This is a genomic window from Arcicella sp. (assembly GCF_964672035.1).
This window is the reverse complement of record NZ_CBABQS010000025.1, coordinates 37,489-53,535: the sequence shown is the minus strand read 5'-3', so window position 1 is coordinate 53,535 and position 16,047 is coordinate 37,489. Positions and strand designations below refer to the sequence as shown.

At 36.6% G+C, this 16,047-nt stretch carries 14 protein-coding genes; 8 read left to right on the top strand and 6 right to left on the bottom strand.

The annotated features are described in order from the left end of the window. Window positions 1-282 precede the first annotated feature (282 nt). Together AC1W31_RS09425 and AC1W31_RS09420 are read right to left on the bottom strand one after the other, a co-directional pair. Window positions 283-717, bottom strand: a complete 435-nt coding sequence (locus AC1W31_RS09425) for a CBS domain-containing protein (protein ID WP_481734182.1) — start codon at window positions 715-717, stop codon at window positions 283-285. Window positions 718-783: 66 nt separating this feature from the next. Continuing rightward, a complete protein-coding gene (locus AC1W31_RS09420; protein WP_481734181.1) occupies window positions 784-2,403 on the bottom strand; it encodes an acyl-CoA carboxylase subunit beta in 1,620 nt (539 codons plus the stop codon). A 350-nt stretch (window positions 2,404-2,753) separates the two neighbouring features. Between AC1W31_RS09420 and AC1W31_RS09415 the strand changes: the two genes are divergently transcribed. From AC1W31_RS09415 to bshC, 7 genes are all read left to right on the top strand, one after another. Continuing rightward, a complete protein-coding gene (locus tag AC1W31_RS09415) occupies window positions 2,754-3,620 on the top strand; it encodes a DUF58 domain-containing protein (protein ID WP_481734180.1) in 867 nt (288 codons plus the stop codon). Window positions 3,621-3,731: 111 nt separating this feature from the next. After that, window positions 3,732-4,637 carry a hypothetical protein gene (locus AC1W31_RS09410; protein ID WP_481734179.1) on the top strand — a complete coding sequence of 302 codons (906 nt, stop codon included), beginning with the start codon at window positions 3,732-3,734 and terminating at the stop codon, window positions 4,635-4,637. 75 nt (window positions 4,638-4,712) lie between these two features. Continuing rightward, window positions 4,713-5,747, top strand: a complete 1,035-nt coding sequence (locus tag AC1W31_RS09405; protein ID WP_481734178.1) for a vWA domain-containing protein — start codon at window positions 4,713-4,715, stop codon at window positions 5,745-5,747. Between the two features lie 259 nt (window positions 5,748-6,006). Then, window positions 6,007-7,830 (top strand): glycosyltransferase, encoded by a 1,824-nt coding sequence (locus AC1W31_RS09400; protein ID WP_481734177.1) that lies wholly within the window; start codon window positions 6,007-6,009, stop codon window positions 7,828-7,830. A gap of 195 nt (window positions 7,831-8,025) precedes the next feature. Further along, window positions 8,026-8,655, top strand: a complete 630-nt coding sequence (locus AC1W31_RS09395; protein WP_481734176.1) for a DUF6624 domain-containing protein — start codon at window positions 8,026-8,028, stop codon at window positions 8,653-8,655. 5 nt (window positions 8,656-8,660) lie between these two features. Further along, complete coding sequence (locus tag AC1W31_RS09390) at window positions 8,661-9,032, top strand: DUF423 domain-containing protein (RefSeq protein WP_481734175.1); 372 nt, start codon at window positions 8,661-8,663, stop codon at window positions 9,030-9,032. A 120-nt stretch (window positions 9,033-9,152) separates the two neighbouring features. After that, on the top strand, window positions 9,153-10,700 hold the full coding sequence (gene bshC, locus AC1W31_RS09385; RefSeq protein ID WP_481734174.1) for a bacillithiol biosynthesis cysteine-adding enzyme BshC: 1,548 nt from the start codon (window positions 9,153-9,155) through the stop codon (window positions 10,698-10,700). A gap of 124 nt (window positions 10,701-10,824) precedes the next feature. Here the strand turns inward: bshC and AC1W31_RS09380 are convergent, their stop codons facing one another. After that, on the bottom strand, window positions 10,825-11,292 hold the full coding sequence (locus AC1W31_RS09380; RefSeq protein WP_481734173.1) for an Lrp/AsnC family transcriptional regulator: 468 nt from the start codon (window positions 11,290-11,292) through the stop codon (window positions 10,825-10,827). A gap of 327 nt (window positions 11,293-11,619) precedes the next feature. Then, window positions 11,620-11,910 carry a TIGR03643 family protein gene (locus AC1W31_RS09375; RefSeq protein WP_481734172.1) on the bottom strand — a complete coding sequence of 97 codons (291 nt, stop codon included), beginning with the start codon at window positions 11,908-11,910 and terminating at the stop codon, window positions 11,620-11,622. Between the two features lie 678 nt (window positions 11,911-12,588). On the opposite strand from AC1W31_RS09375, the gene AC1W31_RS09370 reads away from it, so the two are divergent. Next, on the top strand, window positions 12,589-14,253 hold the full coding sequence (locus AC1W31_RS09370) for a glutamine--tRNA ligase/YqeY domain fusion protein (RefSeq protein ID WP_481734171.1): 1,665 nt from the start codon (window positions 12,589-12,591) through the stop codon (window positions 14,251-14,253). A 67-nt stretch (window positions 14,254-14,320) separates the two neighbouring features. On the opposite strand, the gene AC1W31_RS09365 is transcribed toward AC1W31_RS09370, so the two are convergent. Continuing rightward, entirely contained in the window at window positions 14,321-14,848 is a 528-nt protein-coding gene (locus tag AC1W31_RS09365; RefSeq protein ID WP_481734170.1) for a hypothetical protein, read from the bottom strand. Window positions 14,849-14,855: 7 nt separating this feature from the next. After that, window positions 14,856-15,830, bottom strand: coding sequence for a signal recognition particle-docking protein FtsY (ftsY, locus tag AC1W31_RS09360; protein ID WP_481734169.1), 975 nt, complete (start codon window positions 15,828-15,830; stop codon window positions 14,856-14,858). Between the last annotated feature and the right edge of the window lie 217 nt (window positions 15,831-16,047).

The window sequence follows — 16,047 nt, the reverse complement described above, 5'->3', positions numbered from 1 at the left end:
AACACAAAGCAATATTTAACCAAAAGAGAGGTTTGTCAGAAATTTAAAGATAATATCGAAAAATATGTCACTTTCGATGATAAAAGACCTAAATGGAGCTATCTTATCAAAGGAAGAATTTGACCAACTTATTATTTACACGTTACTTAGCAGGTTTTGATGTGTAATTAGTGAATAATTAATAGAGAATAATTAATAGTTTAATTTGAAGAAAACACTCCCTCTTGGGTAAACGTATCCGACTTTCAACTATTAACTATTCTCTAATAACTATCAACTATTCTACATTCCCCCAGAAATAAAATTCTGTAAATGATTAATCGTATCTTTTTGGTCTTCAATAATGTAACGCACCACATCACCCATCGAAACTAAACCCACTACGTGACTTTCTGCTATCACGGGTAAATATCTAATGTGTTTGTCCGACATCAATTCCATACATCTTTCAATGGTATCTTCAAATTTTACGGTAGCTGGCGAAGCTTGCATAATTTCCGAAACCAATGTATCGTGCGAGTGTCTTCCTTTCACAATTACCTTCTGAGCGTAATCTCGCTCTGTAACAACCCCCACAAATTTATCATTGTCATACACAACCAACGCTCCAATATTTTTTTGAACCATAATTTCCAAGGCATCATATACCGTTTTTGAGCCATCAATAACCGTCACGGTATTTCCTTTGTGATAAATAAGATTGGAGACTTTTTTCATAATGACATTGATTTTAGTTTTTAGGAAGTAAAATTTATACATATTATTTGATAAATGCAAATAATATTACACTTGAAAAACTCCAACCTTAAAATCTTTCGTAATCGGTGCGTGATTTGCGGCTTCAATACCTTTTGAAATTACTTTCCGAGTATCCAAAGGCTCAATTATTTCATCCACCCACAACCTTGCAGCGGCATAATAAGGCGTGGTTTGAACGTTGTATCTATCCATAATTCCCTTCAAAATTCCGTCCTCTTCCTCTTTCGTGAATTCTTTCCCCTTGGCTTTCATCGAAGCAATTTGCGTTTGTAGAAGCGTTTTTGCGGCTTGCTCCCCACCCATCACAGCAATTTTTGCAGAATGCCAAGCGTAAATAAAACTCGGATTATACGCCTTCCCGCACATGGCATAGTTGCCCGCACCGTATGAATTTCCGATAATTATGGTGAATTTTGGGACGATAGAATTGGAAACGGCATTCACCATTTTTGCCCCATCTTTCGTAATCCCAGAATGTTCCGACCGACTGCCAACCATGAAACCCGTAACATCTTGCAAGAAAACCAAGGGGATTCTTTTCTGGTTACAATTCATAATAAATCGAGCGGATTTATCAGCTGAATCGTTATAAATTACGCCCCCAATTTGTACTTCTCCTTTGGCACTTTTCACGACCATTCGCTGATTTGCTACAATTCCTACTGCCCAACCATCAATACGTGCGTAGCCACAAATGATGGTTTTACCGTAATCTTTTTTGAATTCGTCAAACTCAGAATTATCCACCAAACGCTCAATAATATCGAGCATATTATAAGGTTTTGTTCTTAATTCTGGAAAAATATCTAAGATTTCTTCGGGATTTTTGGTGGGTAAATGTGCCTCTGTACGATTGAATCCCGCATTTGGCAATTCTCCCATTTTACCAATTGTTCTTTTTACGTGGTCTAAACATTCTTGTTCGGTTTTGAACTTATAATCGGCAATGCCTGAAATTTCGGTGTGCGTAACGGCTCCGCCCAACGTTTCTGCGTCAATGTTTTCACCAACGGCCGCTTTGACCAGATAAGGTCCTGCCAAAAATATTGAACTTTGTCCTTCTACCATCAATGTTTCGTCCGACATAATGGGCAAATATGCTCCACCCGCCACGCAACTGCCCAAAACGGCTGAAATTTGGGTAATTCCCATCGCACTCATTAAAGAATTATTGTAAAAAACTCTTCCAAAATGCTCACGATCGGGGAAGATTTCGTCTTGCATCGGTAAAAAAACGCCTGCACTATCCACCAAATAAATAATGGGCAAATGGTTTTGCATCGCAATTTCTTGGAGGCGCAAATTCTTTTTGCCCGTAATTGGAAAATAGGCTCCAGCCTTTACCGTTTGGTCATTTGCCACGATAACGCACAGTCTGCCAGACACATAGCCTAAACCACCCACCGTTCCACCCGCAGGACAACCGCCATGTTCGGCATACATTTCGTAGCCCACAAATGCACCAATTTCTAAGAATTCTGTATTGTCATCGATCAAATAATCAATGCGTTCACGGGCGACGAGTTTACCTCTGTCGTGTTGTTTTTGAATATTTTTGAGTCCTCCGCCCAATTTGATGGTTTCCAAACGTAGCTTTCTTTCTTCCAAAAGACTTTGGTGGGCGGTTTGATTTTGGTTGTTCATAGTTTTGTTGAAGATTGTTGTGAATTTTTGCAAGATAAGTTTTTTTGGGAAATGTAGTTTATGTTTGATTGATTTTTCATTGGATTTTTTGGACATTGCGTTAATCAGAGTTTATCACAAAGTTTCACAGGTTTTTTTATTCTTCATTAGTGAAACTTTATATAAAACTCTGTGAGACTCTGAGTAACTTTCACCTTTCACCTTTTAACAAATAACTGGATTTAATAACGACTAATCAGGCTTAAATGCTTATTTTTGAGTTCTGAAAGGCAAAATGTTAGAGGCAACGATTAGGAAAGAGTGTTCTTTTAAATCACTAATTCCTACCAACCAAGTTCTAACCCTAAATAATGAACCCAAACGAATTTTTATCCAAACTTTATAAATACGAAATCAAAATTCGCAAGGCGGTAACTTCGCAAATGCGGGGAAATTTCCATTCTATTTTTAAAGGTTCAGGCTTGGAATTCAGCGATTTACGATTGTATCAATACGGTGATGATGTGCGACTTATCGACTGGAATACCTCCGCCAAAGGACACGGAACGTTCGTGAAAATATTTAAAGAAGAGAAAGAACAAACGGTATTTTTTGTGGTTGATGTGAGTGCTTCGCAAAATGTTGGGCGGTCCGACCGTTCAAAATTAGATACCATCAAAGAGATTTGTGGCGTTTTGACTTTATCAGCCATTAAGGAGGCAAGTCACGTGGGATTATTGTGTTTTTCTGACCAAAAAGAGAAATATATTAAACCCGCTAATACCCTAAAACACGGTTACAGAACGATTTTGGAGCTTTTTAAGCTAAAAGCAGAATCCACAGGAACAAATCTTAAAAAAATGATTTTGTTTACGTTGGACGTATTGAAACGCAGGAGTTTAGTAATTTTGGTATCTGATTTTATTGATACAGGTTACGAAGAAAACCTAAAAGCCCTCGCCCGAAGACATGATTTAATTGTGATTCATCTCTACGACCAACGAGAAACTAATTTGCCACGTTTGGGTATTATTCCCGTATTTGATACAGAAAGTAGAAAAACGATTTGGATTAATGCTTCTTCCAATTGGTTTAGAAATAGAATGAAAGATTTATTTGAGAAAAATTCGGAACAATTAGACCAAATATGTAAGCAAAACCGAGCCAATTATTTAGCCATTGATGCCTCGGAGGATTATGTGCCTAAATTGATTAAGTTGTTTCGGGTTAGGAAGTAGATTTTTTTAGCGTAAAAGTTTTAGAGAATAATGAATACATATTATAAGTCAATAATTCGGACATTTCATCATAGATTACAAATAAAAAATAACACATTGTTTTTGGGTCCAATGGTTATCCTCTATGTCCTATTCTCGCTTTTCTATTCATTTTCTACATCGGCCCAAATCCCCAGTTGGACACCACCCAAGGGCAAGTTTCTGAGTGATAGTGTAAAAGTGGGTTTACCCGTAAAATATGCCCTCAGTTATCGACATACGGCAACTGCGGATATTTTTTTTCCTGATTCTTCTTATAATTTTACTCCTTTTGAATTGGTTAAACGGGAATATTTTAATACCATCACCGATGAAAATGGGAGTTTGGACAGTGTAGTTTATACCCTCATTTCTTTTGAAGTTTGGCCCGTACAGGAGTTGAGTTTGCCCGTGTATGTGCTTTCTAAGCGTGATTGTACTCGTGTATTTGCCCCAATTGATTACGTGATTTTGAATAGTATTATCAAATCTGATGTGAGCATTGATACACTTTCACTCAAAAAAGATACTCGCCTCATTCCTATTGCTCGACAAGTTAATTTTCCATTAATTTTCTTGGTTATTATTGGCTTACTGCTAATGGTTGGGATGGTCTTTTGGTTTTTTGGAAAGCCTATCCGCCGACAGATTAAGCTCTTTAATTTTAAAAGACGATATGATGATTTTAGGAAACTTTTTCAACGCCTTAGTCGAGGAACGGATGATGCAAAAAAGCGTTTAGAGAATATTGAAAAGGCCGTAGTACTTTGGAAAAAGTACATTGAACGCATTGAAGACAAACCATTTACCACTTTTACAACCAAAGAAATTTTAGATAATCTCAAAGATAATCGTTTGTCGGATGCCCTTCGAGAAATTGATGCCACTGTTTATGGAGGTGTATATTCCAGTAAAACAATTGCATCTTTGCAGATACTTCAAGAACTGGCGGAAGGGCTTTATCGTGAACGCAGACTTGAGTTAGGGCTTAGTTCATAAAACGATACACGGAGAACGGTAAAAGGTAAACGGGGAATAGTAAACAGGGAGTAATTCTCCATAGAACCGTTAATTGTGGAACATTCTCCGTTCACCGTAAACCGTTTACCGAAAGATATGACAGATTGGTTTTCAAAATATTGGTTTCTCCCATCCACCTTTTCGAGTTTCGATTGGGCGCATCCCCTATATCTTTATATTTTACCGGCTATTCCAATCCTTTTCCTTTTGCGTGATTGGCTTCGGAGTAATTCTACTCAAAAACTCAATGTGGCATTTCCTGCCAATGATATTCAGTCAAATTGGATTAGTTTTTTGCGTTTTATTCCTGGTATTTTCTTGATGTTTACGATTGCGTTAATTATTATTGCGTTGGCTCGTCCGCAACGTTCAATGGCTGAATCCGACCAATTCGCTGAGGGAATTGACATTATGTTGGCGATGGATATTTCTAAATCAATGGACAACAAAGATATTCCTCCAAGTCGTTTATCAGTGGCTAAAAATGTGGCAAATGAGTTCATCAAAGGGCGTTCGCAAGACCGAATAGGACTCGTAATTTTCTCGGGAGAACCCTATTCTCTTTGTCCATTAACTACTGATTATGAAATGCTTAACGAATATATTGAAGACATCTCTTCAAATCTTATCACGATTTCTGGAACGGCCGTTGGCAATGCTTTGGGAATGTGTATCAATCGTTTAAGAGATATTAAATCAAAAAGTAAAGTAGCAATTTTGATTTCCGATGGCGACAATACTGCTGGAAATCTCGACCCTGTTACCTCCGCTCAATTGGCAAAAGCATTTGGGGTGCGAGTATATACCGTGGCGGTGGGAAGCGACAAAAATACGACCGATAAAGTGGATGAAGGCACGCTAAGAGAGATTGCCAGAATTAGCGAAGGGAAATTTTTTCGTGCCACAGATGCCCGTTCTTTAGAAAATATTTTTAAGGAAATTAACCGTTTAGAAAAAGTAGAAATTAAGCAGAATAATTACCGAAATGTCCAAGATTTTTATCATCCCTACTTACGTTGGGCAATTGTATTTTTCTTAATTTCCTTTGCTTTTAAAAGTACATTTATGGGGAATATTTTGGAAGATTAAAGGTAAAGGTTGTCGGTGACAGCCTTTTAACATTTATACCAGTAAACGAAAGCGCTTTTCTTAAAAAACAAATTCAGTAATTCAATAAATAACTTCTTATTAAATGTTTTACGACCGATATTTATACTTTTATTACAAAAAAATCATAAAATAATTTAATAAAATTATTAATTTACACTACAATAAAACGTTAAACTTACCAATAGCGGTTCGCCGACTGACTAATAACAGATAAATAATAACCAGTAAATCCCCAACTATGGAAATCCAAAACCCAATCAAATCATCTGCCAACAAGCAAAAAGTATTAATCGAAATTGCTTGGGAAACTTGTAACCAAGTGGGTGGAATCTACACCGTTATCCGAACAAAAGTGCCTTCTATGGTAGAAAAATGGGGAGATAATTATTTTCTTTTAGGTCCTTATTTCCCGCAAACTGCCTCAGCTGAATTCGAACCAGTTGAAGATTTAGACGATTCTATTGTCGGAAAAACCATTCAGAAAATGAGACAGGCGGGTTTAGGCGTACATTACGGCTATTGGCTTATTACGGGTAAACCCAAAATTATTTTATTTGATTTAAATTCGATTACTGATAAAATTAATGAATTGAAGGGGCGACTTTGGGAGTTTCATCAAGTTTCGACTATCAACGTTGAGGAAATCGTAAATCAGACGATTTTATTTGGTGAAATGATTCGTGTTTTCTTAACTGAATTATGCCAAGAGCAAGCGAATAAGGCTGAAATAGTGGCGCACATTCACGAATGGATGGCCGCAACGTGTATTCCTGATTTGAAAAAAGATGGCGTAAAAATTGCCACAGTTTTCACGACTCACGCTACCATGTTGGGTCGTTATTTAGCAGGAAATGTGCCCAATTTTTACGATAAACTCCACACTTTCAACTGGTTAGATGAAGCAAGGCATTATGGAATAGAAACCCAAGCAACCATCGAACGTTTGGCAGCAAATCTCTGCAACGTCATGACGACCGTGAGTGATGTGACCGCCCGTGAATGTGAATTTTTATTGGGTAAAGTTCCTGATTTGATTCTACCAAACGGACTCAATATCACCCGTTTCTCGGCGATGCACGAACACCAGAATCTTCATACCAAATTTAAAGATAAAATCAATGAATTTGTGATGGGGCATTTCTTTCAAAGTCAACCATTCGACCTTGAAAAAACCTTGTATTTCTTTACTTCAGGGCGTTATGAATTCTCCAATAAAGGTTATGACATCACTTTAGAAGCCCTTGCAAGACTGAATTATAAGATGAAACAAGCAAAAATTGACAAGACGGTAGTGATGTTTTTTATTACCAAACAACCTTTCCATTCCATTGACCCAGAAGTGTTGCAATCAAGGGCGGTAATGGATGAAATTCATGAAACTTGTAATGCTATCGAAAAACAAATTGGGGAAAAACTCTTCCAAGCATCAGCCTCGGCAACGGACTTGAAAATGCCCGATTTGAATGAATTTATTGACGAATATTGGCGTTTGCGTTTGCGCAGAACTATCCAAACTTGGAAGACCAACAAACGCCCAAAAGTGGTTACGCATTTACTTAAACAAGAAGATGGCATCACGAATTATACTCGCAAAGCTAATTTGATGAATAATCCTGAAGATAGGGTTAAAATTGTGTATCATCCCGACTTTATTGTTTCGACCAATCCACTTTTTGGCTTAGATTATGGTCAATTTGTGCGAGGTTGCAATTTAGGTGTTTTCCCAAGTTACTATGAACCGTGGGGATACACGCCTTTAGAATGTATTGCCCGTGGTGTGCCTACGATTACTTCTGACCTTTCGGGTTTTGGGGATTATATGATGCAAATCATGCGTGATTACGAGCAATGGGGCGTAATGGTAGTCAATCGGACTTCGCAAGATTTCCATAAAGCAGCCGAACAATTATCAGAAATGCTCTTGAAATTCGTCAAACAATCTCAACGTGAACGGATTACGCAACGTAACCGTGTAGAAAGTATTTCCGAAACTTTTGACTGGATAAATCTAAGAAGTTATTACGATACCGCCCATGATTTAGCTTTGAAGCGGAAGAAATAAAAGTAATTAACCCAGTTAGCGGTTTTCTATAAATTTAAAACAATAATAGAGGCAAAGGTTTTTACACCTTCGCCTCTATTATTACAAACGAAATTATTGAAATTTGACTTTTTACTTATTTTATTAAAATCTGGACTTTAATTCTATGCAAATCCCCAAACCATTTCGTTTAAAAAGAGCACAATTTCTAATAAAATGAAAAAGCAAATCTTGTCATTCTTATTCATACTATTTACAACGGTTCAAATGATTGCTCAAACTGAAACCGTAAAACTTCCAGCGGTTGCTAAGCAAATTGATTCGATGATTGAACATGACCAATCCGTTGCGAAACGACACATTGATTTTATGAATCAGAATGTAAAAAATGACTCGCCAGAAATGAAAAACCTGATGGATGAATGGAAATCAGTGGGTGATACAGACAAAATTCAACTCAAAACGCTTTTCAAAGAAAATGGTTTTTTGGGATACAGAGAAGTGGGCGAACAAAGCTCTCATAATTTTTTGCAAATGGTTCAACGTTTTGATGATGATGCCGTATTTCAACAAGATGTTTTGGTTGAAATGAAAAAACACATTGACAAAATCAATGCAAATCCCATCGAATTTGCGTATTTGACCGATAGGGTCAACTTCAATCAAGGAAAGCCACAAGTGTACGGAACTCAGCTTAAAATTAACGAAAAAGGCACTGGCTATGAACCCAAAATTGTTATTGACCCGCCAAATCTCAACAAAAGAAGAGCAGAAGTGGGCTTAGGAACGATTGAAGAAGCAATTTTGGTTATGAATAGACATTTTGCAACGAGTTTAAAAAAATAATATAAATGAACAAATTATTCCTAAAATCAGGAGCCATATTAGCAGGTTTATCCATTGCCTTGGGTGCCTTTGGCGCTCACGCTTTTAAAGTAGCCTTGGAAGCATCCAGTCGTACTGAAACTTATGAAACAGCAGCTCGATACCAAATGTACGGTGCTTTGACATTGATATTCGTGGGGATTTTGACCGATAAAATTTCCCATAAATTTCTCACATGGGCGGGTTATGCCTTTATCGTTGGCACTATAATTTTCTCAGGTTCACTCTATCTCATTTGTGCTACGGGCGTAACGATGTGGGGAGCAGTCGCACCCATTGGCGGAATGAGTTTGATGATAGGTTGGATTTTGTTCTTTATGGGAGTTTTAAGGAAATAAATTCCATTGCGGACTCATCCGTGGTCTAACATTACAATCTAAAAAAAGGAACAAACTATCAAACTTATTCGTTAGAAAAAAAAGGGTAAAAACCCGATTTCCCTTTACGTTAAATTCACTATGCAAATCAACCAACTTACGCTTTCAGAAGTAAATCAATTCTCGTCGTTATTTTTAGACTTCATTCAGCAATCTCCCAAAATTACGGAATTTTCTGGTAATTATCCTGATATTCAAGGGTTTAATAAACAAATTGCACTCAAAAAATTCGACGTAGAAAAGCGAAAAGTATTGGTTGAAACCCTCAAAAAGCAATACAAAAACCTTTCAAATCAACCTGATTTAGATATTCTTCTACAGGAAAATACCTTCACCGTAACAACAGGACATCAATTAAACATCTTCACAGGGCCTTTATACGTAGTCTTCAAAATGATTACGACCATCAATTTGGCGTATAAATTGAAAAGTTATTTTCCAGAATATAATTTCGTTCCTGTGTATTGGATGGCGAGTGAAGACCATGATTTTGCAGAAATCAATCACTTCTCCTTATTTGGTAAAAATTTAGCTTGGGAAACTACTCAAAAAGGAGCAGTTGGACGAATGAATCCGAAGGAATTAGAAACCTTGATTTCAGAAATGTCTGAATGTCCAACAATTTTCAAAGATGCTTATCTAAATCATGAAACATTAGCAAATGCCGCCCGATGTTACGCCCATGAACTATTTGGTAATCAGGGACTTATCTGCATTGATGCCGATGATAGAGATTTAAAAAGACAATTTATTCCAATCATTAAAAACGATTTATTAAATCATTCTGCCTTCGACATTGTCTCGAAAACGACCAAAGATTTAGAAAATTTAGGCTACAAAACGCAAATTGTTCCCAGAGAAATTAACTTTTTCTACCTCACAGACGGCGTGCGTGAACGCATTACGAAAGAGGGAGATTTATACAAAGTATTGAATACCGATATTCAATTTTCGGAAGCTGAAATATTGTATTTATTAGAAACTGAACCTGAAAGATTTAGTCCAAATGTGGTGTTACGTCCTGTGTATGAGGAAGTTATTTTACCCAATTTAGCCTACATCGGTGGCCCCTCTGAAGTGCCATATTGGTTGCAATTGAAAGGAATATTTGATTTTCACAATGTAGAATTCCCCATTTTAATGCCTCGAAATTTTGGGATGATTATCAATAAATCAACCGCTAAGAGAATTGAGAAATTAGGACTTTCAGCGAACGATTTATTCTTGGATGAAATAACCCTGAAAAAGAATTTTGTAGAGCGTAATTCGCAAAATTCATTGAGCTTAACGACTGAAAGTCAAGCGTTTGCTAATGTTTTTGACAAGATTTTAGAGAAAGCCGTGAAGGTAGATAAAACTTTGGAAGGAGCCGTGAAAGGTGAGCAACAAAAGGTTTTGAATGCTTTAGAAAACCTTGAAAAACGCCTCAAAAAAGCCGAAGAACGCAATCAAGAAACGGAAGTAAATCAACTTTTGGGGGTAAAACAAAAACTATTTCCAAATGGCGTACCACAGGAAAGAGCCGAGAATTTCTTAAATTTTTATCTCAATAATCCAGCATTTATAAGTCAAGTAGCTAAATCCTTTGACCCGCTGGATTTTAGTTTTAATATTTTAATTGAAGAGTAGTAGTGTTTGTCATTGCGTCCGCAGGGAAGCAATCTGTTGGCTTACGGGAAGAAGTATTTAAACACTTTTGCATCAGTCCAACAGATTGCTTACCTACGGTCGCAATGACAGAACTCATATATTATCACGGAATTGGCAATACTTTACTTTCTTTAAAAGTCGAAAGAATTACCATTGTTTGTGTTCCTGCTACTTCTTCAATTTCGTTAATTTTCTCCAACATTAATTTCTGATAAGACGAAATATCCTTCGCAATTATCTTCAAAAGAAAATCTCCAGAACCCGTAACGTGGTGACATTCAATTACTTCTGGAATTAAATTTACTTGAGAAACAAACGATTCGGTTACTTGTTTTTTATGTCCAGTTAAGGTAATTGTTACGAAAGTTGTTACGCCCAAACCCACTTTATCACGGTTCAATTGTGCGTGATAGCTCTCAATAATCCCTGCCGTTTCTAATTTCTTCACTCTTTCTAAAGTCGGAGCGGGTGATAGACCTATTTCTTTTGATAATTGGGCATTCGTTATTTTAGCATTTTGCTGTAAAATCTCCAATACTTTATGATCAATCTGATCCAATTTAATACTCATTTTATTAGTTGTTTAGAATTTTGAATCTACATAGACAACTTGGGTAACATAGACAAAATAGCCATAATTTTACCGTTCTACATAGTTGGTAATTTTTTAAAAAGATACGTTTTTATGATTGGCAAATAATGGTGGGACAGGATTTTAGAACAAAGCTAAATACTTTCTTTGAGATATTCTAAGAAATTTTACAAAAATACAATATGAGAGAATATTATTTTTATTAAGCGGTCATTTTCAAGTAAAAGCGGTATAAAATTTTGCAAAAACAGAATTTATAGATTCATTTATAAAAAATCTAAACAAAATCTTATTCCGTATAACTACTCAATTTCGCTTAGAAATCTTATTTAACGAAATTTTCTTTTGCAATGTACATTTAAAACGGGCATCATCTACCACGCTTTTTGCCCGATGTTTTGTCGCCCGACCTTGCACACGCTCACGCCACATACGGAAAGAAGATGGCTTCATTTCCTTACGCATTACTTCAATAACTTCTTGTTCTTTCAGTCCAAATTGGGCAGTGATTGCATCAAAAGGCGTGCGGTCTTCCCATGCCATTTCTACGATGCGGTCAATTTCTTGGTCGGTGAGAATGATTTGTTGTGTTTTCATGAAATGTTAACCGCTTGAGGGGGAAAATTGTTAGGCACAAAGTGTCAAAATTCCATAAAATAAGAGATAAAACGTTCTATTTTACGGTAAAATCAGGGTTTTGAACTGTAAAATCCGTAAATTTGAATCTGCCCAAATCTCATTTATTTAATATTTTTTACCCTATATAAAATGAGCCAAAATAATAAGCTACTCCTCAAAGTAGCATTTACCCTGGTTTCATTATTACTACTTTTATTATGGTTTGGCTTCAAAAGATATAAAGACTTATGCCAGATTTGGATCGTTAAAGAATAATGCGAAGTACGATTATTTAGTACCATCTTTTATAATTTGCCCCAGAGACAGCCCTAAATTGGTTTATATTTTTGACAACGATGGTACATTAAGCGTGATTCTAAAACTGAAAGATACCGATAGTACCAGATTGCATAACTTGAAATTCTATTTACAGCAGTTTCAAAATGATATAAATTAAGCCCTTTTTGCGTATTATTAAGCGTTTTAAATCGCAAATGGTGTAATTTTGTAATTCAAATTTTTAATAAAATCAAGATAAGAAATAGATTGTTTGGGAATGTGCAAGCAATAATGACGAGTTTAGACAAGTTAAAGCGTAATATTGACCTCAAAAAGGTCAACTACACTAAAACTAAATAATAGATAAAGAACGAACGCATGGCAGAAGAAGAAAAAAAATCACTGAATTTCCTTGAACAAATTGTAGAAGAAGATTTAGCAGCGGGTAAAAATAACGGACGTATTCTTACCCGTTTTCCACCTGAACCAAACGGTTATTTACACATTGGGCACGCAAAATCTATCTGTTTAAATTTCGGTTTGGCAGCAAAATACGGCGGACAAACCAATCTCCGTTTTGACGATACCAATCCTGAAAAAGAAGAAACTGAATACGTGGATTCTATTAAAGCCGATGTAAAATGGTTAGGCTTTAATTGGACAAATAACCAAGAATTATACGCCTCAGATTATTTTGAAAAACTTTATCAGTTTGCGGTAGAACTCATCAAAAAGAATTTGGCTTACGTGGATGACCAACCCGCTGAGATGATTGCGGCTCAAAAAGGAAATCCAAATTTGTCAGGTGATGATAGTCCATTTCGATACCGTCCAATTGCTGAAAACCTTGATTTGTTTGCCCGTATGCGGGCGGGAGAATTTGAGGATGGAGCGAAAGTTTTGCGAGCAAAAATCGACATGGCTCACCCAAATATGCACATGAGAGATCCACTCATGTATCGTATCAGACACGTCGAACATCACCGTACGGGTAATGCTTGGTGTATTTATCCGATGTATGATTTTGCCCACGGACAGTCGGATTCGGTTGAAGAAATTACACATTCAATCTGTACTTTAGAGTTTGATGTGCATCGTCCATTGTACGATTGGTTTATCGAAAAATTAAATATTTTCCCGTCTCAACAATACGAATTTGCCCGTTTAAACCTCACGCATACCGTGATGAGTAAGCGTAAATTATTGCAATTGGTACAAGAAGGCATCGTTTCAAGTTGGGATGATCCTCGAATGCCTACTATTTCGGGTTTACGCCGTCGTGGGTTTACGCCTGCATCGGTTCGTAATTTTTGCGAAAAAATTGGCGTTGGCAAACGTGAAAATTTGATTGACGTAGGCGTTTTGGATTTTTGTGTGAGAGAAGATTTGAATAAATCAGCGGCCCGTGTAATGGCCGTGCTTGACCCTTTAAAAGTGGTCATTACCAATTATCCAAAGGAGCAAACGGAAGAATTGTCCATCGAAAACAATCCAGAAGATATCGAGTCAGGCAATCGAATTGTGCCTTTTAGTCGTGAGATTTATATCGAAAGAGATGATTTCATGGAAGAACCCATGAAGAAGTTTTTCCGTCTTGGGCCTGGTTTAATGGTACGTTTGAAAGGAGCATACATTATCAAATGCGATGATTTTGTGAAAGATGAATTTGGCAATATTACGGAATTACATTGTAGTTATTTTCCAGAAAGCCGTTCGGGTTCGGATACTTCGGGCATTAGTGTAAAAGGCGTAATTCATTGGGTTTCAGCACCTCACGCAATTACTGCCGAGGTTCGTTTATACGATAGATTATTGATTTTGGAGGATGCTTCGCAGGTAGGAGATGATTTTAAGAAATTTATTAATCCAGATTCGTTGACAATTTTACCCCACGTTTATCTTGAACCAAGTTTGAAAGAGTCTAAAATCGGAACGAATTATCAATTTATGCGAAAAGGCTATTTCTGTTTAGATACGGATTCAACGGCTGAACATTTGGTATTCAATCGTACCGTTGGTTTGAAGGATAGTTTCAAGAAATAAGTTTCAACAATATAGTATTCAAAGAAATGCCCAAATTCAATAATTTGGGCATTTCTTTGAATATTCATTAATAATTCGCCTGATAATCGATCGTAAGCACAATCACTGAAAGGTTATCTTTACTTACTTTCACTGGAAAAATATTTCCATCCGCATCAAACTGATTAGCATAAAGTCCTTTTTCTCCCTCTTTCACAAAAAGCGAATATTTGCCTTCGGGTAATTCTACACAAAACTTCCCATCCGCATCAGATTTTATGGATTTAACAAAACCCGTTACAATTGCTTTGTAGAATCCATTTTGCAAGGTTGCTTGTTGCGTATTCGTAAGTTCGTACACCAAAAGCTCTCGTTGGACAGCTTTTGGTTTCGGTACTTGCAGGTCGGGCGAAGGCATTAAATTGCCTGATTTCCAAATAATTGACCCGCAAATTCCCTGATTCGGCGTTTCGATCGAATCTTTAGGTTCAATAATTTTGGGAGCAATTATTTTTACTCGTTTTACTTTCCTGGTTATCTTCTTTTTTGATTTTTGGCTGAAAGAAAGTGCTGTCAGGAAGCATAAATAAAGAATGAAGATGTATTTTATTTTCATGAGAATATTAATTTCTTTTAAACAACGAATCTACAAATTCTTTCTTGTTAAAAACCTGTAAATCTTCAATCTTCTCGCCTACGCCAATGTATTTGACGGGGATTTTTAATTGGTCAGAAATTCCGATAACAACGCCTCCTTTGGCGGTTCCGTCTAATTTAGTAATGGCAAGAGCAGTAATTTCGGTCGTTTTCGTAAATTCTTGAGCTTGGATAAAAGCATTTTGACCTGTTGAACCATCCAATACTAAAAGTACTTCGTGTGGTGCGTCTGGCAAAAATTTCTGCATTACCCGCTTGATTTTTGAAAGTTCGTTCATCAAGTTTACTTTGTTGTGCAGACGCCCTGCGGTGTCGATGATTACTACATCGGCATTTTGTTCAACTGCTTGTTTTACAGCATCATAAGCCACCGCAGCGGGGTCTGTATTCATCCCGTGGTCAATTACCTGAATACCCACTCGTTGCCCCCAAAGTTTGAGTTGGTCAACGGCGGCGGCTCTGAAAGTATCGCCCGCACCCAAAATTACTTTGTTGCCTGCTTTATGAAATTGCGATGCTAATTTACCAATAGTCGTGGTTTTACCCACACCATTTACGCCCACCACCATAATTACATAAGGTTTTACGTCGGGAATTTTAAAAGCATTTTCAATATCGTTTGATTTATTTTGTGCTAATAACTCAGCGATTTCTTCTCGCAAAATAATATCTAACTCACTGGTATTGAGGAACTTGTCTCTTGCAACTCGCTCTTCAATTCTTTTAATAATTTTGAGGGTTGTATCCACGCCAACGTCAGACGTAATCAAGATTTCTTCTAATTCATCCAACACTTCCTCATCAACTTTCGACTTACCAACTACGGCACGATTAAGTTTCGAGAAAATTCCTTCTTTCGTTTTTTCTAATCCTTTATCGAGGGTTTCTTTTTCCTCGGTATTTAAAACTTCTTTTTTCTTAAAAAAATCAAATAAACCCATTATTATTTATCAGTTATCAGTCAGTAGTTATCCGCAAATAATTTTGACTGCGTGTAAATTTTTATGATTGTGTTGTGATGTCCTACAACATTATTTCAATACTTACAAATTTACACTTACAAATCTTATACCGATACCTTAAATCTAAAATACTTTTAATTTTAAACAACAAAAGCCTTCACACGAGGCAAAGGCTTTTGAAAATCTATTTTTTTAT